Origin of the sequence: Streptomyces sp. CB02366 (genome assembly GCF_001905905.1) — a bacterium.
GTDB lineage: Bacteria > Actinomycetota > Actinomycetes > Streptomycetales > Streptomycetaceae > Streptomyces.
The window spans coordinates 185693-205942 of record NZ_LIVT01000001.1 but is presented as its reverse complement, the minus strand read 5'-3'; the positions used below and the strand labels follow the sequence as shown (position 1 = coordinate 205942).

Below are 20250 nucleotides of genomic sequence, written 5' to 3'. Positions count from 1 at the left end.
ACGGGCCGCTCGTGCGGCCGTGCGGTCCTGGAGGACTAGGCCTCGAAGACCTCCTCGACCAGCTGCGTCTGCTCGGCCTGGTGGCGCTTGGCCGAACCGACCGCCGGGGACGAGCCGCGCGGCCGGGAGATGCGGCGCAGGCGCTCGCCGTGCGGCACGTCGGCGCCGACCGCGAGGTCCAGGTGGTCGATCAGGTTGAGCGCGATGAACGGCCACGCACCCTGGTTCGCCGGCTCCTCCTGGGCCCACAGGTACTTCTCGGCGTTCGGGTACTTCGCGATCTCGGCCTGGATCTCCGCACCCGGCAGCGGGTACAGCCGCTCCAGCCGGATGATCGCGGTCTCCGTGTCGCCGCGCTTCTCCCGCTCGGCGTCCAGGTCGTAGAACAGCTTGCCCGAGACGAAGACGACCTTGCGGACGTTCTCCGGCTTGACCGTCGAGTCGCCGATCACCGGGCGGAAGCCGCCGGAGGTGAACTCCTCGATCGAGGACGCCGCCGCCTTCAGACGCAGCATCGACTTCGGGGTGAAGACGATGAGCGGCTTGTGGTGCGGGTTGTGCACCTGCCAGCGCAGCAGGTGGAAGTAGTTCGACGGCAGGGTCGGCATCGCGACCGTCATGTTGTCCTGCGCGCACATCTGGAGGAAGCGCTCGGGACGCGCGGAGCTGTGGTCCGGCCCCTGGCCCTCGTAGCCGTGCGGCAGCAGCAGCGTGACGCCGGAGGTCTGGCCCCACTTCTGCTCGGCCGAGGAGATGAACTCGTCCACGACGGTCTGCGCGCCGTTGACGAAGTCGCCGAACTGGGCCTCCCAGATGACCAGCGACTCCGGGCGGGCCAGCGAGTAGCCGTACTCGAAGCCCATCGCCGCGTACTCCGAGAGCAGCGAGTCGTAGACGTTGTACCGGGCCTGGTCCTCCGTCAGGTACAGCAGCGGGGTGTAGTCCTCGCCGGTGACCTGGTCGACCAGGACCGCGTGGCGCTGGCCGAACGTGCCGCGGCGGCTGTCCTGGCCGGCGAGCCGGACCGGGGTGCCCTCCATCAGCAGCGAACCGATGGCCAGGGTCTCGCCCATGCCCCAGTCGATCGTGCCGTTCTCCACCGAGGCCGCGCGACGCTGCATCTGCGGCATCAGACGGGGGTGGACGGTGATCGACTCGGGGATGTTGACCTGCGACTCGGCGATCCGCTTGACGACCTCGGCCGAGACGGCCGTCTCCACGGGCACCGGGAACGCGGCCTGCGGCTCCGGCACGTGCGGGGCGGCCGGCTGCGAGGTGGCCTCGCGGACCTCGGCGAACACCTTCTCCAGCTGGCCCTGGAAGTCCTGGAGCGCCTGCTCCGCCTCTTCCAGCGTGATGTCGCCGCGACCGATGAGGGACTCGGTGTAGAGCTTGCGCACCGAGCGCTTCTTGTCGATCAGGGTGTACATCTGCGGGTTGGTGAACTCCGGGTTGTCGCCCTCGTTGTGACCGCGGCGGCGGTAGCAGATGAGGTCGATCACGACGTCCTTGTTGAACGCCTGCCGGAACTCGAAGGCGAGCCGCGCGACGCGGACCACGGCCTCCGGGTCGTCGCCGTTGACGTGGATGATCGGCGCCTCGATCATGCGCGCCACGTCGGTGGCGTACATCGAGGAGCGCGAGGACTCCGGGGCGGCGGTGAAGCCGACCTGGTTGTTGATCACCACGTGCACGGTGCCGCCGGTGCGGTAGCCGCGCAGCTGCGACATGTTGAGCGTCTCGGCGACGACGCCCTGGCCCGCGAAGGCCGCGTCGCCGTGGAGCGCGACCGGCAGGACCGTGAAGTCCGTGCCGCCCTTGTTGATGATGTCCTGCTTGGCGCGGGCGATGCCCTCCAGGACCGGGTCGACCGCCTCCAGGTGCGAGGGGTTGGCGGCCAGCGAGACCTTGATCTGCTCGCCGTCCAGACCGGTGAAGGTGCCCTCGGCGCCCAGGTGGTACTTGACGTCGCCGGAGCCGTGCATCGAACGCGGGTCGAGATTGCCCTCGAACTCGCGGAAGATCTGCGCGTACGACTTGCCGACGATGTTCGCCAGCACGTTCAGGCGGCCGCGGTGGGCCATGCCGATGACGACCTCGTCGAGGCGGGCCTCGGCGGCGGAGTCGAGGACGGCGTCCAGCAGCGGGATGACGGACTCGCCGCCCTCCAGGGAGAACCGCTTCTGGCCGACGTACTTCGTCTGCAGGAAGGTCTCGAACGCCTCGGCCGCGTTCAGCCGGCGCAGGATGCGCAGCTGCTCCTCGCGCTCGGGCTTCGGACGCGGGCGCTCGACCCGGTCCTGGAGCCACTTGCGCTGCTTCGGGTCCTGGATGTGCATGAACTCGATGCCGGTGGTGCGGCAGTACGACTCGCGGAGCACGCCGAGGATGTCGCGGAGCTTCATCATCGTCTTGCCGGCGAACCCGCCGACCGCGAACTCCCGCTCCAGGTCCCACAGGGTGAGGCCGTGCTCGGTGATGTCCAGGTCGGGGTGCTTGCGCTGGTGGTACTCCAGCGGGTCGGTGTCGGCCATGACGTGGCCGCGGACCCGGTAGGAGTGGATCAGCTCGAAGACCCGCGCGGCCTTGGTGACGTCGTCGTCGTGCGAGGCGTCGATGTCCTTGAGCCAGCGGACCGGCTCGTAGGGAATGCGCAGCGCCTTGAAGATCTCGTCGTAGAAGTCGTTCTCGCCGAGCAGCAGCTGGGACAGGACGCGCAGGAACTCGCCGGAGGCGGCGCCCTGGATGACCCGGTGGTCGTAGGTCGACGTGAGCGTCATGACCTTCGAGATGCCGAGCTTGTTGAGGGTGTCCTGCGAGGTGCCCTGGAACTCCGCCGGGTAGTCCATCGCGCCGACGCCCATGATGAGGCCCTGACCGGGCATCAGGCGGGGCACGGAGTGGACGGTGCCGATGCCGCCGGGGTTGGTCAGCGAGGCGGTGACGCCGGTGAAGTCGTCCATGCCGAGCTTGCCGATGCGGGCGCGCCGGACGATGTCCTCGTACGCCTGCCAGAACTCGAAGAAGTTGAGCGTCTCGGCCTTCTTGATGGCCGCGACGACCAGCTGGCGGTCGCCGTTCGGCTTCACCAGGTCGATGGCCAGACCCAGGTTGACGTGCTCCGGCTTGACCAGCGTCGGCTTGCCGTCCTTCTCCGCGAAGGAGTAGTTCATCGACGGCATGGCCTTGAGGGCCTGCACCATCGCGTACCCGATGAGGTGCGTGAAGGAGATCTTCCCGCCGCGGGCGCGCTTGAGGTGGTTGTTGATGACGATGCGGTTGTCGAAGAGCAGCTTCACCGGGACCGCGCGGACGGACGTGGCCGTCGGCAGCTCCAGCGAGGCGTTCATGTTCTTCGCGACGGCGGCCGAGGGGCCGCGCAGCGTCACGTACTCCGGGCCGCCGGCGGCCTCGGTGGACTCCTCGGCCTTCGCCTTGGCGGGCGCGGCGGCGGGCTTCTTCTCCGGCGCGGGCTTCGCCGGGGCGGGGGCGGCCTTCGCCGGGGCCGGGGCGGCCTTGGCGGGGGCCGGCTGCGCGGGAGCGGCCGGGGCGGCGGCGGGTGCGGCCTTCGCCGGAGTCGCGGCGGCCTCGGTCACCGGGGCCCCCGAGGCCCCGGCGCCGGGAGCGGGCTTGTCCGCCGTGCCGGACGCGCCCGGCTTGTAGTCGGCGAAGAAGTCCCACCAGGCGCGATCGACCGAACTGGGGTCCTGGAGGTACTGCTGGTAGATCTCGTCGACGAGCCATTCATTGGCGCCGAACGCGGCGGCCGGGTTGGTACCCGGACCGGCTTGGTCGGTCGAGATGCTCGAGTTACTGGGGGACTGAGACGACACGGCGGCAACCGCCCTCTTCCGCTTCACAAGGTGATGGACAGCGGAAATCAAGGCTACGCCCCCCGAACCGTTCCTTGCAGGCCGGGCCGGTGCTTCGTCGTGCACATCACATCGAAGGGCGGGTTTCGGCGCAGGAAATGGCGGGAAACAAGCGAGGTTCCACTGCACTTCGGGTACGCAGGACCGTGGGTGACGGTCCTGCGACCGTACCCCCTGGAGATCCGCTGCTGGCTGGACACGTATGAACGTGCCCTTCCGGTTCGACCCTATGTCAACGAGGTCGTCAACCGCGCGGCTCGGGGATTCCCGGGAGAGTGACCTGGATGCGGCAGCCCCGAGCGGATTCGGCCACCCCGATCCGGCCGCCGTGCAGATCGACCGCCCAGCGGGCGATGGCCAGCCCCAGTCCGGTGCCGCCGTCGCTGCCCGGGCTCTGCGGGGACGGCGCCTGGCCCCGGTTGAAGCGCTCGAACACCCGGTGGCGCTCCGCCTCCGGAATGCCCGGGCCCTCGTCGACGACCTCCAGCTCCAGCGATTCCGGGTAGGGCCCGCGCCGCGCCCGCACCGTCACCCGGCCGTGCGGCGGGCTGTGCTTGACCGCGTTGTCGATGAGGTTGGCGACCACCTGGTGCAGCCGCTCCGCGTCCGCGTGCGCGGTGAGGTCCGACGGCGAGACGTCCAGGTGCAGGTGGACGTCGGTACGGGAGTGGTTGCCCGAACCCGACGACAGGCGTCGCTGCGAGGCGGCGAGGTTGGCCTCCTTCAGTACGCCCGACAGATACGGCCACACCTCGAAACGGCGGGCCCTCAGCTCCACCACCCCGTTGTCCAGCCGGGAGAGGTCCAGCAGAGTCTCGACCAGCCGGCCCAGCCGCTCCGTCTGCTTCAGGGCCGTGCGCATCGTCTCCGGATCGGCGGCGGACACCCCGTCCACCACGTTCTCCAGCACGGCTCTCAGCGCCGCGATGGGGGTGCGCAGTTCATGGCTGACGTTGGCGACCAGCTCTTTTCGATGCCGGTCCTCCGCCTCCAGGTCGTCCGCCATGCGGTTGATCGTCTGCGCCAGGTCGCCCAGCTCGTCCCGCCGCCCGGCGCCGCTCACCCGGCGGGTGTAGTCGCCGTGCGAGATGGACCGGGCCACCGCTCTCATCTCGTCCAGCGGCGCGGTCAGGCCGTGCGCCACGAACTGGGTGATCAGCAGTGTGGCGATCACCGAGAACACCGTGATGAAGCGGAACTCCGTACGGGTCCGCAGGGCGACGATCAGCAGCCCGGTGGTGATGAAGACCGAGACCACGACGAGTGTGCCGAGCTTGGCCTTGATCGAGAAGGGCCGCAGTCCGGACCCTGGCCGGGTCATGGCGCGGGGGTCTCCAGGGCGTAGCCCACGCCGTGCACGGTACGGATGCGCTCCGCGCCGATCTTGCGGCGCAGCGCCTTGATGTGGCTGTCGACCGTGCGGGTGCCGGAGGCGTCCGCCCAGTCCCAGACCTCGGCCAGCAGCTGCTCGCGGGAGAGCACCGCGCGCGGGGTGTTGGCGAGGCAGACCAGCAGGTCGAACTCGGTCGGTGTGAGGTGGACGTCCTCGGTGCGGACCCGCACGCGGCGCTGGGCGTGGTCGATCTCCAGCTCGCCCAGGCGCAGTATCCCGCTGCGCGGGGTGACCGCCGCCAGGGCGGCCCGCTCGACGCGGCGCAGCAGCACGTGCACCCGGGCGGCCAGCTCGCGCATGGAGAACGGCTTGGTCATGTAGTCGTCGGCGCCGACCCCGAGCCCGACCAGCATGTCGGTCTCGTCGTCGCGTGCGGTGAGCATCAGCACCGGCACGGGGCGCGACGCCTGCACCCGGCGGCAGACCTCCAGGCCGTCGAAGCCGGGAAGCATGATGTCGAGCACCATCAGGTCGGGCTGCCACGCCTCGGCCGCGTCCACGGCCGCGGGGCCGTCCAGCGCGGTCTGCACGAGGAAGCCCTCCGCCCGCAGCCGGGCGGAAATGGCGTCGACGATCGTCGCGTCGTCCTCGACCACCAGCACCCGGCGCTGAGCCCCTGGGGTGGCCGCGACGCCGTTGTGGGTGGTGTGTGTCTGTTCCATCGCCCCGCCCCTGCCCGTTCTCGCGGGGGCCAATCCCCGCAAGGCACGGTTCTCGCTCGTGGATTTCGTGGGTGATCCCGTGTGCCGCTCAGCAGCGTAAAGGCAGAGGAGGGCTTCCGGCTACGCAGGGTGGCGTCCCGGGGGCCGCGTCCGACGCGTCCGGGCAACCGGATCGTCGCCCTTGTGCCGGTTGGCCCCGGGCGTCCTCGGGCCGGGCGCCCGGGGAGGGGTTCAGGCGGCCCGGAGTGCGAGATGGACCACGTCGGGCACACCTCGGGCAACAGCCACTTCTTCGGTCCGAACGCCGCTGAACCCGGCATTCCGCAGGGCCTGCTCGAAGGCCGGCGACGGCTGCGCGGACCAGACGGCGAGCACCCCGCCCGGGGTCAGCCGGTCGTGGCAGTGCGCCAGTCCGGCGGGGGAGTAGAGGCTTCCGTTGTCCTCGGTGACGGTCCAGTCGGGCCCGTTGTCGATGTCCAGGCAGAGCGCGTCGTAACGCTCCGTGCCCGTACGGAGGTGGGCGACCAGATCCGTACGCAGGATCGCGGTCCGGGGGTCGGCCAGCGCCGGTCCGGAGATCCGGTCCAGCGGACCTTCCCGGTGCCAGTCCACGATGGCCTGCTCCCGCTCCACCACCGTGATCCGGCCCCAGCGCTCCTCCTCGGCGGCCCGCACCAGGGAGAACCCGACGCCCAGGCCGCCGATCAGCACCGAGGGGGCCCTCCGCCCGGCGGGCAGCGCGGCCAGCGCGGCGTCGATCAGCAGCCGCTCGGACCGCCCGTCGGCGGTGTCCATCAGGAAGCACCCGTTGGCGATGATCTCGAAGTGCTCCCCGCGCTCCCGCAGGACGACCTCGCCGAAGGGACCCTCGCGGCGGTCGAGGACGACGGGGGCGTCGGGGAGACGCGTCGGCAGCGGCACGGCGGGCATCGCTGCCCTGGGATCGGGGGCGGTCGTCGCGGACATGCTGGGGCTCTCCGGTCTCCGGTCATGGCGGTCGGGGTCCGCCCATCCTGGCCGCCGCCGGAGAGGGGGGCCAGCCCCTTTCCCTCCGAGGGGTGAGGGACGCGGGCGGGAACAACCGGGAAGCGCGGGGCGCTCAGGCAACCGGAGGGTGCCTCCACCGCGGTCGGCGGGCCTGTGGCGAAGGCCGCGGGGCGTCCCGCGGTGAAAGCTCCCGGGGCCGGGGCGCGGAAGCTCCGGCGGCCCCGGGCGCGACGGGGCGGGGTCTGATCGCTCAGAGCGAACACCGGCTCGGGAACATACGGCGACTCACAAGCATTGAGTCCACATAGCTCAACTTGCCTGCCGAAGGGGAGATCATGACTCACGAGTCCGAGGCGTTCACTCCGATCGACCTGCCCGTGCTGCCGCTCGACGACGAGGTCGTCCTGCCCGGCATGGTGGTGCCGCTCGACCTGTCCGACGCCGAGGTGCGCGCCGCCGTCGAGGCGGCGCAGGCCGCCGCCCGCCCCGGCGGCGGCAAGCCCGAGGTGCTGCTGGTCCCGCGGATCGACGGGACGTACACGGGGACCGGCGTCCTCGGCACCGTCGAGCAGGTCGGACGCCTCTCGGACGGCGACCCGGGCGCCCTCATCCGGGCCCGCGACCGCGTCCGCATCGGCGCGGGGACCAGCGGTCCGGGCCGTGCGCTCTGGGTCGAGGGGACCGTGCTCCGCACCGCCGCGCCCGACCCGCTGCCCGGCTCCGCCGCCGAGCTGGTCAAGGAGTACAAGGCGCTCGCCACCTCCTGGCTGAAGAAGCGCGGCGCCTGGCAGGTCGTGGACCGCGTCCAGCAGATCGACGACGTCTCCGCGCTCGCCGACAACTCCGGGTACTCGCCGTTCCTCACCACCGCCCAGAAGGTCCAGCTCCTGGAGACCGTGGACCCGGTCGCCCGGCTGAAGCTCGCCATCCAGTGGCTGAGCGAGCACCTCGCCGAGCAGGACGTGGCCGAGGCCATCGCCAAGGACGTCCAGGACGGCGTGGACAAGCAGCAGCGGGAGTTCCTGCTGCGCCGCCAGCTGGAGGCCGTGCGCAAGGAGCTGTCCGAGCTCAACGGCGACCCCGAGGGCGAGTCCGACGACTACCGGGCCCGCGTCGAGGCCGCCGACCTCCCCGAGCACGTCCGGGAGGCCGCGCTCAAGGAGGTCGAGAAGCTGGAGCGCTCCAGCGACCAGTCGCCCGAGGGCTCCTGGATCCGGACCTGGCTGGACACCGTCCTCGAACTGCCCTGGACCGTGCGGACCGAGGACGCCTACGACATCCGCGGCGCCCAGGAGGTCCTGGACGCCGAGCACGCCGGGCTCAAGGACGTGAAGGAGCGCATCACCGAGTACCTCGCGGTGCGCAAGCGCCGGGCCGACCGGGGCCTCGGCGTCGTCGGCGGACGGCGCGGCGGCGCGGTCCTCGCCCTCGTCGGCCCGCCCGGCGTCGGCAAGACCTCGCTCGGCGAGTCCGTCGCGCACGCCATGGGCCGTGAGTTCGTCCGCGTCGCGCTCGGCGGCGTCCGGGACGAGGCGGAGATCCGCGGCCACCGGCGTACGTACGTCGGCGCCCTGCCCGGACGGATCGTGCGGGCCATCAAGGAGGCCGGTTCGATGAACCCGGTCGTCCTGCTGGACGAGATCGACAAGGTTGGCTCCGACTTCCGGGGCGACCCGGCCGCCGCCCTCCTCGAAGTCCTCGACCCGGCGCAGAACCACACCTTCCGCGACCACTACCTGGAGGTCGAGCTCGACCTCAGCGACGTCGTCTTCCTGGCCACGGCCAACGTCCTCGAAGCCATCCCGGAGGCCCTGCTCGACCGTATGGAGCTGGTCCGCCTCGACGGCTACACCGAGGACGAGAAGGTGGTCATCGCCCGCGACCACCTGGTCCCGCGCCAGCTGGAGCGGGCCGGTCTGGAGAAGGGCGAGGTCGTCCTGGAGGAGTCGGCGCTGCGCAAGCTGGCCGGCGAGTACACCCGCGAGGCGGGCGTACGGAACCTGGAGCGGTCCGTCGCCCGGCTGCTCCGCAAGGTCGCGGCCCAGCACGAACTGGGCGACCGCGAGCTGCCCTTCACCGTGAGCGACGCGGAGCTGCGCGGGCTGATCGGCCGGCCGCACCACGTGCCCGAGTCCGCCCAGGACCCGGCCGAGCGCCGCACCGCGGTGCCGGGCGTGGCCACCGGGCTCGCGGTGACCGGGGCGGGCGGCGACGTCCTCTTCGTCGAGGCGTCGCTCGCCGATCCCGAGACCGGGGCCTCCGGACTGACTCTGACCGGTCAGCTCGGGGACGTCATGAAGGAGTCGGCGCAGATCGCGCTGAGCTTCCTGCGGTCGCACGGCGCGGAGCTGGAGCTGCCGGTCGGGGACCTCAAGGACCGGGGCGTGCACATCCACTTCCCGGCGGGCGCGGTCCCCAAGGACGGTCCCAGCGCCGGTATCACCCTGACGACCGCGCTGGCCTCGCTGCTCTCCGGCCGCCTCGTCCGCACGGACGTGGCGATGACCGGCGAGGTGTCGCTGACCGGACGGGTGCTGCCGATCGGCGGCCTCAAGCAGAAGCTGCTGGCCGCGCACCGGGCGGGCATCACCACGGTGGTGATCCCGCAGCGCAACGAGGCCGATCTGGACGACGTCCCGGCCGAGGTGCTGGAGAAGCTGGACGTCCGCCCGGTCACCGACGTCCGCCAGGTGCTGGAGATCGCTCTCACCCCGGCCTCGGCCGGGGCGGAGGAGAGGATTCCGGCAGCGGCCTGACCGGCCGTACACCGGCTCCCCGGCTCGTAGGCCGGAACGGCCCGCTTCCCGCTTCGGCGGGGGCGGGCCGTTCTGTGCGCGGGGAGCCGTCAGGGGCGGTAGACCGTGCCCGGCTGCGGCTCGGCGGGCGCCATCAGCTCGGGGACGGTCACGAAGGTGTAGCCGTCCTTTTGGAGCGCGTCGATGATTCCGGGCACGGCGGGGACGGTGCCCTTGTAGATGTCGTGCAGCAGGATGACGCCGTCCTTGCTCGCCTGCTCCAGGATGCGCTTCTCGATCAACGCGGAGTCGTTCGTCGAGTAGTCCTTGGCGGTGGCGCTCCACAGCACCTGGGAGAGGCCGAGGTCCTTGCTGATCCCGGAGACCGTGTCGTCGGTGCGGCCCTGCGGCGGACGCATCAGCCGGGGCTTCTTGCCGGTGATCTTCTCGATGGCGGTCTGGGTCTTCTCCAGCTCGGCCCGTATCGCGTCCGGCTCCTGATCGGTGAGGACCTTGTGCGTCCAGGTGTGGTTGGCGACCTCGTGGCCCTCGTCCTCGATGCGCCGCACCACGTCGGGGTACGTGAGGACGTGGTCCTTGCCGAGCAGGAAGAAGGTGGCGTGCACCTTCTTCTCCTCGAGGATGTCCAGCAGCCGGGGGGTGTCCTTGCCCGGCCCCGCGTCGAAGGTCAGCGCGATGCACTTGGCCTTGCGGCAGTCCACCGGCCCGAACGTCCCCTTGGCGTCCGACGCGGCCTCCCCGCGCGCCGAAGCCGGGGCCGTCGTCTCCATCGAGCAGCCGCTCAGCGCGAGTGTGAGCGCCGTCACCAGCGCGGCGGTCAACCCGATCCCGGACGGCGGCATCTTTCTCGGCACGGCGTATCGCTCCTCTGCGTGGGGGAAACCCGCACAGATGTGCGGTACGCCGAGGACTATACCCAGCGTGTATACGCGGGGTGCATAGTGGGGTTCCGAACGGGCCGGAACCCGGTGGCCCGGGGGCGGTCGCCGGGCGGACGGAGCGGGAGGGGCGCCGATCGCGGGGGCGGGCGGCGGGCGGGGCGGGGGGCCGGGGGCCGGCGCCGGTGCGCGGTCGAGGGCGCCGGGGAAGCGGTCGTGGCCGCCGGCGGGGCCGCCGTGGGCCTACTCCTGCGAAATACTGGCCGAACTGCGGCGTTGACCGTTCGCGGAGGAAACTTTCATCGGCAGGAAACCGTACGAGGGGTACTGACGTGCGCGGGAGCGACAGCGGGCCGGAGCCGGGCCCGGCGGACGGGGACGGCGTGGACCAGGAATTCCTGGCGCTGGAGCGGGAGCTGGCGGTGTTCCTGCGCCGGGCCCGGGCCACCTCGGGCGAGATGGCCCGGGAGGTCCACCCCGAACTGGAGCCCGCCGCCTACGGCCTGCTCGTCCGGCTGGAGGAGGCGGGGCGGCAGCGGGCCACCGGACTGGCCGCCTACTTCGGCGTCGGCAAAGCCACGATGAGCCGCCAGCTCCACTCCCTGGAGAACCTCGGGCTGGTGGCCCGCGAACCCGACCCGGCCGACGGGCGTGCCTGGCTCGTCGGCCTCACCCCGGAGGGCCTGGACCGCTTCCGCGGCGTCCGGGACGCCCGCCGGGAGAGCTACCGGCGCAAGCTGGCCGGCTGGAACCCGGCCGAGGTCGCCGAGCTGGCCCGGCTCCTGCACCAGCTGAACAGCGGCGCGGAGAGCTGAACCGGACGGCTGGTCCGCGAACGCTTCCCCCGGACCCCCGGCCCCCCGGAACCCCCGGGCCCCCCGGAACCGCCGCCCCGCCGCGGACCCGGTCGGCCCGGTCCGTCCGCCGCGCGATCCGGCCGCGGCGCGGTCCGCCGTCAGCCCAGCTCCACCAGGAGCGCCGTGGCGTCGTCGTGCGTCTTGCCGCGCCCCAGCCGTATGCGCCCCGCCGCCGCGTCGGCCGCCTCCAGCTCCCGTACCCGGTCGATCAACCCCTGCGGTCCCGCCTTCCGCAGCAGCCCCAGCGCGTCCGCCCAACCGCCCTCGCCGAACATCTCCGTCCAGCGGGCCGCCCCGTCCGTGAGCGCGGCGATGGCCCGCACGCCGGCCGCCGGGGTGCTGCCCGTCACCGCGCGTGAGGCCACCGACGGGTCGGCGGCGGCCGTGAAGAAACCGCCCTCCCGGTTGCGCACCGTGGCGTCGGCGATCTCGTTCGAGGCGAGCGAACCCGGCGGCAACCGGTCCAGCCGGTCGTCGAGGACGGCCCGGACCGTGCCGTCGCCCGCCTCCAGCAGCAGGGCCGAGTCGGAGAGCACCAGATGCTCCACGGCGTCGCCGCCCCAACGCGCCAGGACCACGGTCGCCTGAGGGGTGCGCACGTGAGAAAGGTCACAGGTGACCCGATGGGCGTCGGCTGTACGGGAGACGGCTTCGGCCAGGACCTCCGTGAGGGGCAGATCAGGGCGGGAACCGGACAGTTCCATCAGCGCACCGCCCAGCCGGGCGGTGAACCACGGGACCGAGTGCACACAACCGTCGTCCCCCGGCGGCGGGGTGACGCCGTCGAGCAGGACCAGGACGCCACCCTGGCCGGAGGCGGGAAGGGCCCCGCAGACCCAGTCCTCGTTGGGGCGTTCGGGGCTGCCGGGCGCGGAGGCGAGTTCTAGGCGCATGCCGCCAGTCTGCACGACCCCTTCACCATCTCCGCACGCGGCCGGATATGGCCTGTACCAGCAGGTCAAAGCGGCGCGCCGAGCGGAAGGGGAGGCTCCGTGGAGGGTGCGGGCGCGCATCCTGCCAAAGGCGGAGCGGAAGTTCCACCCGGCGCCCCACGCATGGTCAGGGACGCGCCGGGGGAGACTTGTTCGCCAACTCCGGAGTGATGTTCACTCCTTCGAGTGGCGGAGCGGTTGATGCGCGCCCCCCTCTCAAAAGCGCTGGAATGGTCGGAAGCCGTACCAGGAGCGGGGCGCCCTTCCATGTGACCGTGCGTCACCTCTGCTTCAAGGGTGGACGAGTCAAGATTGCGAGCACCGGTGCAGAAGAAGCGGCCGCGGAGCAAGGGCACGACGCGCGACGGTTCCGGGGCGACGCCTCCGGAGCCCGGCGCGGAGAAGCGGACCGTGCGGGTGCGCAGCCGACTGGTCGCCGGTGTGGCGTTCGTCGGCGTCATCGTCGTGGCGGCGGGCGCCCCCGCCGTGCTCGGCGCCTCCGCCGATCTGACCGAATCCCAGCGGCTGGTCACCCTCGCCGAGCTGAACCAGCAGGCGGTCGCCCTCGGGCACTCCCTCGCCGACGAGCGTGACGCCGTCACCGCGTACATCGCCGCGGGCCGCGACGAGAAGGCCGACGACGGCGACGGCGCCAAGAACCGCGCGGCCCGCGCCACCCGCGTCGACCAGCAGATCGACGAGATCCACGAAGCGGCCTCCGCCTCCCTGCGCCGCGATCTCTCGACGGTGGCCTCCCTGCGCCGCGACGCCCTGACCGGCAAGGGCTCGGCCCTGGAAGCGCACCAGGCGTACTCCGACGTCATCGCCAAGCTGCACGGCATCGCCGCCGAGCTGGCCCAGAGGACCCCGCCGCGCGCCGAGGCCACCCGCGCCCCGCTCACCCTCGGCAGCGCCTCCGAGCAGGCGGCCGCCACCCGCGGGCTCCTCCTGGCCGCGCTCGCCGTGCCGGGCGCCGAGCCGACGGCGCCGCAGACCGACCCCTTCACCGGGCTGCCCGTCCAGACCCGGGACGAGGGCGACAGCCGGGCCGCCCGCGAACGCGACGAGCTGAGCGCCGCCGCCCAGCAGGCCCGCGTACGGGAGCTGGCCGCGCTCGCCGACTTCGACCAGGCGGCGGACCCGGACGCCCGCGACAAGCTCTCCGCCACCGTCACCGGCTCCGAGGTCAACGACGCGGAGAAGTACCTCACCCGCCTCACCGACCGCCCCGAGCTGTCGGAGGCGGAGCGCCGGACCGACCCGAAGAAGCTGGAGGCCGCGCTCTCCGCCCGGGTCGACCGGATGCGCGGCGTCGAGTCCGCCCTGACCACCGGCCAGGTCCGCGACCTGGAGGGGCTGCGCGACGACGACGTCACCGCCCTCGAACTGGGCATCGCCCTGCTCGGCGGCTGTTTCCTGCTCGCGGTCGGCGTCTCCACCGCCGTCGCCCGCACCCTCACCCAGCCGCTCGCCGTCCTGCGCATCGGGGCCGCCCGCCTCGCCGAGGACCCTTCGAGCGCCGAACCGGTCCGCTACACCGGCCGCAACGACGAGTTCGCCCAGGTCGTCCGGTCGCTGAACACCCTGCACGGCAGGTTCACCGCGCTGCACCAGGAGGTCACCGGCCGGGTCGAGGACCTCTCCGGCGAACGGACCAAGCTGATCGAGGGCCGGCAGGCCCTGGTCGCCCAGCGGGCCGAACTCCAGGCGCACGTCACCGAACTGGCCACCGAGCTGGAGCAGCTGCGCGGCACGGTCGACCACACCTTCGTCAACCTCTCCCTGCGCACCCTCGGGCTGGTCGAGCGCCAGCTCGGCGTCATCGAGAGCCTGGAGGAGCGCGAACAGGACCCGGAGCGCCTGGCCACCCTGTTCAAGCTGGACCACATGGCCACGGTCATGCGCCGGCACAGCGAGAACATGCTCGTCCTCGCCGGCGCCGAGCACAGCAACGGCCACGCCGGGCCGATCCCGCTGGTCGACGTGGCGCGCGCCGCCGTCAGCGAGATCGAGCGGTACGAGCGGGTCACCATCCAGTCCCTGCCGCCGCACGCCCAGATCGCCGGGTTCGCCGCCGACGACCTCAGCCACCTGCTGGCCGAACTCCTGGAGAACGCCACCTCCTTCTCACCGCCCGACTCCCCCGTCGAGCTGTCCGGCTGGCTCCTGGAGAACGGCGAGGTGATGCTCTCCGTGTCGGACGAGGGCATCGGCATGTCGGCGGCCCGGATGGGCGAGCTCAATGCCAGGCTGGCGGACCCCGCCTCGTTCGAGCCCGGGGAGCGGCACGCCGACGTCGCCGGGGCCGGACTCGGTCTCCAGGTCACCTCGCTGCTGGCCGCCCGGCACGGAGTACGGGTCCAACTGCGCGAGCAGAAGGGGAGTGGTGTGACGGCCGTCGTCGTCCTGCCCCAGGCCCTGCTGCCGCACTCCCTCCCCGCCGGCCCGCCCCCCGCCGTGCAGATGTCCGGCGACGCCCCGGCGCTCAACCTGCCGGGCTCGGTCGCGGAGGCCAACTCCAACGCCCTGCCCAGCCGTTCGTCGACGCCCGCCTCCGCGGAGCCCGAGCCGGACGCGGACACGGACGCGGGTGCGGAAGCCGACGCAGTACCGGCGCCGGAGGCGGGAGCGGCCGAGCCGGACGCCGAGGAGGTCCAGGAGCCCGCCGCGGAAGCCGCCCCCGAACCCCTGCCCGCCGCCGACCCCATGATCGCCGCGGCCGAGCGGACACTCCGTGAGAACGCCGCCACCGAGAAGGCGGCCGAAGCGGACGCGGCCGAGGCCGAGGCGGCCCCGGAAGCCACCGCCGTACCCGAGCGGGAACAGGAACAGGAGCAGGAGCCGCAGACGCGACAGCCGGTCGCGGAGATGGAGACGGGGCCCGGCGCCGCCCCCGAAGCGGAATCCGAGATCACGATGCAGGTCCGCCTGCCGAAGCCCCCCGCGGCACCGGCCGACGACGCGGCCCCGTCCGCGGGGGCACGCCCCGCCGCCCCGGCGGCGGACGCCCCCGACCCGTACGCGATCGGCCCCGACCGCCACGAGCGGCCCGCGGAGACCGCGCCGGGCGGCCAGGGCCCGGACGACGGCCCCGACTCCCGTCCCGCGCCCCACGCGCAGGCCGCCGCGGACCTCGCCCCGGCCTCCGGGGCCGCCCCCGCCGACACCGTGCCCGCCCCCCGCCGCCCGGTCACCGACAAGGGGCTGCCGAAGCGCACGCCCAAGGTGGTCCGGCCCGACTCGACGCCCGCCCCCGGGCGCACCGGCAGCCTCGACCGGGACGCCCTGCGCCGCCGGCTCGGCAGCTTCCACCAGGCGGCGAAGGAGGGGCGGCGCGACGTCGAGGCGGAGCTCGCCGAGACCGGCGGCATCACCGTCGCCGAACCCGGACGCGTACCCGCCGGGCGTACGGGGCACGAGAACACCGCACCCACCACGGGCGCCGGACCGGGCGCACGGAACACCACGCAGGACGCAAGCACCGCACGGAACGCCACGACCGGCGGCCGGGCGGACGGCCGGAACGAAGAGACGGGGGACACAGTCGAGGAGGCACGCAGTTGACTGCGCCCAGCACATTCGGGCTGAGTACCGAGGCCCGGAACCTTCACTGGTTGCTGAGCAATCTCGTGGAGGAGGTGCCAGGGGTCCACTCGGTCACCGTCGTCTCGTCCGACGGCCTGATGCTGCTCTCCTCCGACCCCGGCCACCACAGCCCGAAGGCGGCAGGCACGCCGAACGGTCCCAAGGGCTCCAGCGCCGACCTGGCCACCATCGTCTCCGGCGTCGGTTCGCTGACGGTCGGCGCGGCCAAACTGATGGACGGCGGCGGCGTCAAACAGACGATGGTCGCCATGGACGAGGGCAGCCTCTTCGTCATGTCGATCAGCGATGGCTCGCTCCTCGGCGTCCACGCCGCCCCGGACTGCGACATGAGCGTCGTCGCGTACCACATGGCCCTCTTCGTCGGGCGGGCCGGACACGTCCTCACCCCCGAACTCCGCAGCGAGCTGCGCACATCGATGGAGAGCGCCCAGTGACGTCCGCCGCCGCAGAACCCGCCCCCCGGCTCCCCGTGCGGGGGGCCGGCAAACGCCCCGCCCGCGTCCGCCCGTACTCTCTCACCGGCGGGCGCACCCGGTTCGGGCACGTCCTGCTGGTCGAGACGTTCGTCGCCGCTCTCGAAGCACCCGACGAGCGCCGCGAGCTCACCAACGGCAACCTCGCCTCCCGGGTCATGCCGGAGCTGCGCGCCATCGTCGAACTCTGCCGCCGGATGCGTACGGTCGCGGAGATCTCGGCCCTGCTGAAGATGCCGCTCGGAGTCGTCCGGGTGCTGCTCAGCGACCTGGCCGACCAAGGAAAGATCCGCGTGTACGGGACCGGTCACGGCACCGGTCAGCCCGACCGCGCACTGCTCGAAAGGGTGCTCAATGGACTCCGCCGTCTCTGAGGCGCCGCTCTTCGCCCCGCGTCAGCCGGGGCCCCGGGTGCAGACCGAGGAGGCCCCGCAGCCCTGGCAGCTCGACCACACCCGCGCACCCATCGCCACCAAGATCGTGGTGGCGGGCGGGTTCGGCGTCGGCAAGACGACGTTCGTCGGCTCGGTCTCCGAGATCACTCCGCTCCAGACCGAAGCGCTGATGACCCAGGCCAGCGAGGAGACCGACGACCTCTCCGCGACGCCCGAGAAGACCACCACGACGGTGGCCATGGACTTCGGCCGGCTCACGCTGGAGGACGACCTCGTCCTGTACGTCTTCGGCACGCCGGGCCAGCAGCGCTTCTGGTTCATGTGGGACGACCTGGTGCGCGGGGCGATCGGCGCGGTGGTCCTCGCCGACACCCGGCGGCTGGAGGACTGCTTCCCCGCGCTCGACTACTTCGAGAGCTGCGGGCTGCCGTACATCGTGGCCGTCAACCACTTCGAGGGCACGCCCGGTTACGAGGCCGAGGACGTCAGGGAGGCCCTGACCGTGCCCCCGCGGGTGCCCATAGTGATCATGGATGCGCGCAACAGGATCACGGTCGTGGAGTCGCTGCTGGCCCTGGTGGGCCATGCTCTCGACGTCACCCCCGACTGAACCGCCCTGATCACACACAACGGAGAGCCGCGATGCGGAAGATACTCATAGTCGGAGCCGGCCAGTCCGGTCTCCAGCTCGCCCTGGGGCTGCAGTCCAAGGGCTACGAAGTCACGCTCATGTCCAACCGCACCGCCGACGAGATCCGTACCGGCCGGGTCATGTCCACGCAGTGCATGTTCCACACCGCCCTCCAGCACGAGCGGGACTACCGGCTGAACTTCTGGGAGTCCCAGGCCCCGAAGATCGAGGGGCTCGGCGTCTCCGTCGCCGGCCCGGACTCCTCGCGCGTCATCGACTGGGTCGGCAAGCTGGACGGTTACGCCCAGTCCGTCGACCAGCGCGTGAAGATGGCCGGCTGGATGGAGACCTTCGCCCAGCGCGGCGGACAGCTGGTCATCCACGGGGCGGCCGTCTCCGACCTGGACTACTTCTCCCGCACCTACGACCTGGTGATGGTCTCGGCCGGCAAGGGCGAGCTGGTCTCCATGTTCGGCCGGGACGCCGCCCGTTCGCCGTTCGACGCCCCGCAGCGCGCGCTGGCCGTCGCCTACGTCCACGGCATGGGCCCCCGCCCGGAGCACCCGGAGTTCGACGCGGTCCGCTGCAACCTGGTGCCGGGCGTCGGCGAGCTGTTCGTCATGCCGACGCTCACCACCTCCGGCCGCGCCGACATCCTGTTCTGGGAGGGCATCCCCGGCGGCCCGCTGGACGCGTTCCAGGGCATCAAGGACCCCGCCGAGCACCTGGCGAAGACGCTGGAACTCATGGAGCGGTTCACGCCGTGGGAGTACGCCCGCGCCACCAAGGTCGAACTGACCGACGCCAACGGCACCCTCGCCGGCCGCTACGCCCCCACGGTCCGCAAGCCGATCGGGCGGCTGCCCGGCGGCGGCCTGGTCCTCGGCGTCGCCGACGTCGTCGTGGCCAACGACCCGGTCACCGGCCAGGGCTCCAACTCGGCGTCCAAGTGCGCCAACTCCTACCTGGACTCGATCGTCGAGCACGGTGAGAAGGAGTTCGACGCGGCGTGGATGCAGTCCACGTTCGACCGCTACTGGGAGACCGCGCAGCACGTCACGAAGTGGACCAACGCGATGCTCGGCGCCCCGCCGGAGCACGTGCTGAACCTGATCGGCGCGGCCGGCCGGCTCCAGCCCGTCGCCGACCGCTTCGCCAACGGCTTCAACAACCCGGCGGACTTCGAGAACTTCTTCTACGACCCGGAGAAGACCAACGCGTACCTGGCGTCGGTCTCCGGGGCCTCCTGAGCAAGGTCTGCCGTCGCACCGCCGTCGTCGCCCGGCGGGCGGCGGTGCGACGACACGCCCTGAGGACCGTCCCGCGGAGCAGCGGCCGTCGCGAGGGAGCACCGGTGTCCGCGGGCCGTCCTCCGCCGCCCCGCGGGCGGTCCGGCCGGTCCTACGGGGCGTCCGGCGCGGTGTCCGCGGAGTAGCCGGTGTCCGCGCCGTCGCGGGCGCCCTCGGGGAGCTCCGGGCGGGTGTACGCGGACAGCGGCGCACCGCCCGGGTCGGGGCGGACGGCCCCCAGCACCGGGTTCGACGCCAGGGGGGAGACCTTCACCTCGGCGCCGGGGCGGGGCGCCTGCACCACCAGGCCGTCGCCGATGTACAGCGCCACATGGGTCGCCTTGGGGAAGTAGACCACCAGGTCCCCCGGGCGCAGCGCGGAGAGGGGCACCCTCGGGAGGCGCTTCCACTGCTCCTGCGAGGTGCGCGGAATCGTCCGCCCCGCCGCCGACCAGGCCGCGGAGGTCAGCCCGGAGCAGTCGAAGGAGTCGGGGCCCTCGGCCCCCCACACGTACGGCTTGCCGATCTGCCGGACCGCGTACGCCACGGCGTCACCGCCCTGCCGGGTCGGGGTCCGCCGGGTGGAGGAGAGCGCTCCGGAGGCCACCAGCTCGCGCTGGGCCCTGTCCACGCCCTTCTGTTCGAGGGCGGCGAGCCGGGTGAGCTGATCCTCGGAGAGCGTGGCGAGCAGCCCCTCGACCTCCCTCAGCCTGCCGCTCACGGCGTCGCGCTCCTTCTTCTGCCGCGCGGCCAGCTTCTTCTGCTGGTCCAGGGCCTTGCGGGAGGCGGCGGCCAGCCGGTCGGCCCGCCGGGCGGCGCCGGTCAGCCGCTCCACCGTCGCGGCGCGGTTCGCGGCGAGCCGCCCCACGACGTGGCTCCGGTCCAGGGCCTGCTGGGGGTCGCGGGCCAGCAGCAGCCGGAGGTACGCGGAGAACTCGGTGTGCCCCTGGTACTGCTCGCGGGCCAGCCGCCCCGCGTCCCGGCGGCTCGACTCCAGCGCCGCCCGGGCCTTCGCCAGGTCGGCGTTCACCTTCTTGAGCCGGGCGGTCCGCTGCTTCAGCTTCTCGGCGGTGGCGTTGTAGGCCTCGGTCGCCTCCTCCGCCTCCCGGTAGCGGGTCTGCAGCTCGCGCAGGAGGGCGACGACGCTCTCGGGGGCCTCGGGCGCGGCGAGGGCGGTTTCGGCGTCGACCTCCGCCGCGTCGGACTCCTCCGCGCCCGGCTCGTCGGCGCCGGGCGCCACGGCGTCGGACCCGTCGGTTTCGGGCTCCGTGCCGGTGGCCCCGGCCTCGGCCGGTGATGCGGACCCCCCGGACGGTACGGGGGCCGGTTCGGTGGGGGCGGCGGTGGCGGGGGAGACCGTGAGCGCCGCGGCCAGCGCGGCCGTGCAGACCGCGCGCAGGAGTCTGCCTGACACGACATCACCTCCATGACGGAGACGGGCCCGACCACGGGCCCGTCCAATGATCGGCGAATCCGATCATCCGGTCATCCGGCGGCAGGCGACGCAAGCACCGCGCGG

At 72.5% G+C, this 20250-nt stretch carries 14 protein-coding genes; 7 read left to right on the top strand and 7 right to left on the bottom strand.

Annotation, left to right across the window (positions count from 1 at the left end):
• Positions 1–35 precede the first annotated feature (35 nt).
• From AMK24_RS00825 to AMK24_RS00805, 4 genes are all read right to left on the bottom strand, one after another.
• Positions 36–3833: a multifunctional oxoglutarate decarboxylase/oxoglutarate dehydrogenase thiamine pyrophosphate-binding subunit/dihydrolipoyllysine-residue succinyltransferase subunit gene (locus AMK24_RS00825; protein WP_073763907.1), complete on the bottom strand. Its 3798-nt coding sequence runs from the start codon at positions 3831–3833 to the stop codon at positions 36–38.
• Positions 3834–4116: 283 nt separating this feature from the next.
• Entirely contained in the window at positions 4117–5193 is a 1077-nt protein-coding gene (locus AMK24_RS00815; RefSeq protein ID WP_073763903.1) for a HAMP domain-containing sensor histidine kinase, read from the bottom strand.
• The gene (locus AMK24_RS00810; protein WP_073763901.1) at positions 5190–5927 is read right to left on the bottom strand and encodes a response regulator transcription factor; all 738 of its coding nucleotides are present in this window, start codon (positions 5925–5927) and stop codon (positions 5190–5192) included. Before AMK24_RS00810 ends, AMK24_RS00815 begins: the two co-directional genes overlap by 4 nt.
• 231 nt (positions 5928–6158) lie before the next feature.
• Positions 6159–6857, bottom strand: coding sequence for a spermidine synthase (locus tag AMK24_RS00805; RefSeq protein WP_073765563.1), 699 nt, complete (start codon positions 6855–6857; stop codon positions 6159–6161).
• 392 nt (positions 6858–7249) lie between these two features.
• Between AMK24_RS00805 and lon the strand changes: the two genes are divergently transcribed.
• On the top strand, positions 7250–9670 hold the full coding sequence (lon, locus tag AMK24_RS00800) for an endopeptidase La (protein WP_073763899.1): 2421 nt from the start codon (positions 7250–7252) through the stop codon (positions 9668–9670).
• An 89-nt stretch (positions 9671–9759) separates the two neighbouring features.
• Here the strand turns inward: lon and AMK24_RS00795 are convergent, their stop codons facing one another.
• Positions 9760–10512, bottom strand: a complete 753-nt coding sequence (locus tag AMK24_RS00795; protein WP_384578524.1) for a polysaccharide deacetylase family protein — start codon at positions 10510–10512, stop codon at positions 9760–9762.
• Positions 10513–10880: 368 nt separating this feature from the next.
• Here AMK24_RS00795 and AMK24_RS00790 point away from each other — a divergent pair, with 368 nt between their 5' ends.
• On the top strand, positions 10881–11363 hold the full coding sequence (locus AMK24_RS00790) for a MarR family winged helix-turn-helix transcriptional regulator (protein WP_073763891.1): 483 nt from the start codon (positions 10881–10883) through the stop codon (positions 11361–11363).
• 140 nt (positions 11364–11503) lie between these two features.
• On the opposite strand, the gene AMK24_RS00785 is transcribed toward AMK24_RS00790, so the two are convergent.
• The gene (locus AMK24_RS00785; RefSeq protein WP_073763889.1) at positions 11504–12298 is read right to left on the bottom strand and encodes a hypothetical protein; all 795 of its coding nucleotides are present in this window, start codon (positions 12296–12298) and stop codon (positions 11504–11506) included.
• Between the two features lie 363 nt (positions 12299–12661).
• Between AMK24_RS00785 and AMK24_RS00780 the strand changes: the two genes are divergently transcribed.
• Genes AMK24_RS00780 through AMK24_RS00760 form a run of 5 tightly spaced genes read left to right on the top strand, consistent with a single transcriptional unit; the run spans position 12662 to position 18692 of the window.
• Positions 12662–15901: a sensor histidine kinase gene (locus AMK24_RS00780; protein WP_073763887.1), complete on the top strand. Its 3240-nt coding sequence runs from the start codon at positions 12662–12664 to the stop codon at positions 15899–15901.
• Positions 15898–16377: a roadblock/LC7 domain-containing protein gene (locus tag AMK24_RS00775; RefSeq protein ID WP_073763885.1), complete on the top strand. Its 480-nt coding sequence runs from the start codon at positions 15898–15900 to the stop codon at positions 16375–16377. The genes AMK24_RS00780 and AMK24_RS00775 overlap by 4 nt, the downstream gene beginning before the upstream one ends.
• Positions 16374–16790, top strand: a complete 417-nt coding sequence (locus AMK24_RS00770; RefSeq protein WP_073763883.1) for a DUF742 domain-containing protein — start codon at positions 16374–16376, stop codon at positions 16788–16790. Before AMK24_RS00775 ends, AMK24_RS00770 begins: the two co-directional genes overlap by 4 nt.
• Positions 16771–17421 (top strand): GTP-binding protein, encoded by a 651-nt coding sequence (locus AMK24_RS00765; protein ID WP_073763881.1) that lies wholly within the window; start codon positions 16771–16773, stop codon positions 17419–17421. The genes AMK24_RS00770 and AMK24_RS00765 overlap by 20 nt, the downstream gene beginning before the upstream one ends.
• 32 nt (positions 17422–17453) lie before the next feature.
• Positions 17454–18692, top strand: coding sequence for a styrene monooxygenase/indole monooxygenase family protein (locus tag AMK24_RS00760; RefSeq protein ID WP_073763879.1), 1239 nt, complete (start codon positions 17454–17456; stop codon positions 18690–18692).
• A 151-nt stretch (positions 18693–18843) separates the two neighbouring features.
• Here AMK24_RS00760 and AMK24_RS00755 read toward each other — a convergent pair whose 3' ends face one another.
• The gene (locus tag AMK24_RS00755) at positions 18844–20145 is read right to left on the bottom strand and encodes a C40 family peptidase (RefSeq protein ID WP_073763877.1); all 1302 of its coding nucleotides are present in this window, start codon (positions 20143–20145) and stop codon (positions 18844–18846) included.
• Between the last annotated feature and the right edge of the window lie 105 nt (positions 20146–20250).

Bases quoted from the DNA above. Each gene is read 5' to 3' on its own strand.
- AMK24_RS00810 (WP_073763901.1), bottom strand. From the start codon at position 5,927: ATGGAACAGACACACACCACCCACAACGGCGTCGCGGCCACCCCAGGG.
- AMK24_RS00815 (WP_073763903.1), bottom strand. From the start codon at position 5,193: ATGACCCGGCCAGGGTCCGGACTGCGGCCCTTCTCGATCAAGGCCAAG.
- AMK24_RS00805 (WP_073765563.1), bottom strand. From the start codon at position 6,857: ATGCCCGCCGTGCCGCTGCCGACGCGTCTCCCCGACGCCCCCGTCGTC.
- lon (WP_073763899.1), top strand. From the start codon at position 7,250: ATGACTCACGAGTCCGAGGCGTTCACTCCGATCGACCTGCCCGTGCTG.
- AMK24_RS00795 (WP_384578524.1), bottom strand. From the start codon at position 10,512: ATGCCGCCGTCCGGGATCGGGTTGACCGCCGCGCTGGTGACGGCGCTC.
- AMK24_RS00765 (WP_073763881.1), top strand. From the start codon at position 16,771: ATGGACTCCGCCGTCTCTGAGGCGCCGCTCTTCGCCCCGCGTCAGCCG.
- AMK24_RS00760 (WP_073763879.1), top strand. From the start codon at position 17,454: ATGCGGAAGATACTCATAGTCGGAGCCGGCCAGTCCGGTCTCCAGCTC.
- AMK24_RS00785 (WP_073763889.1), bottom strand. From the start codon at position 12,298: ATGCGCCTAGAACTCGCCTCCGCGCCCGGCAGCCCCGAACGCCCCAAC.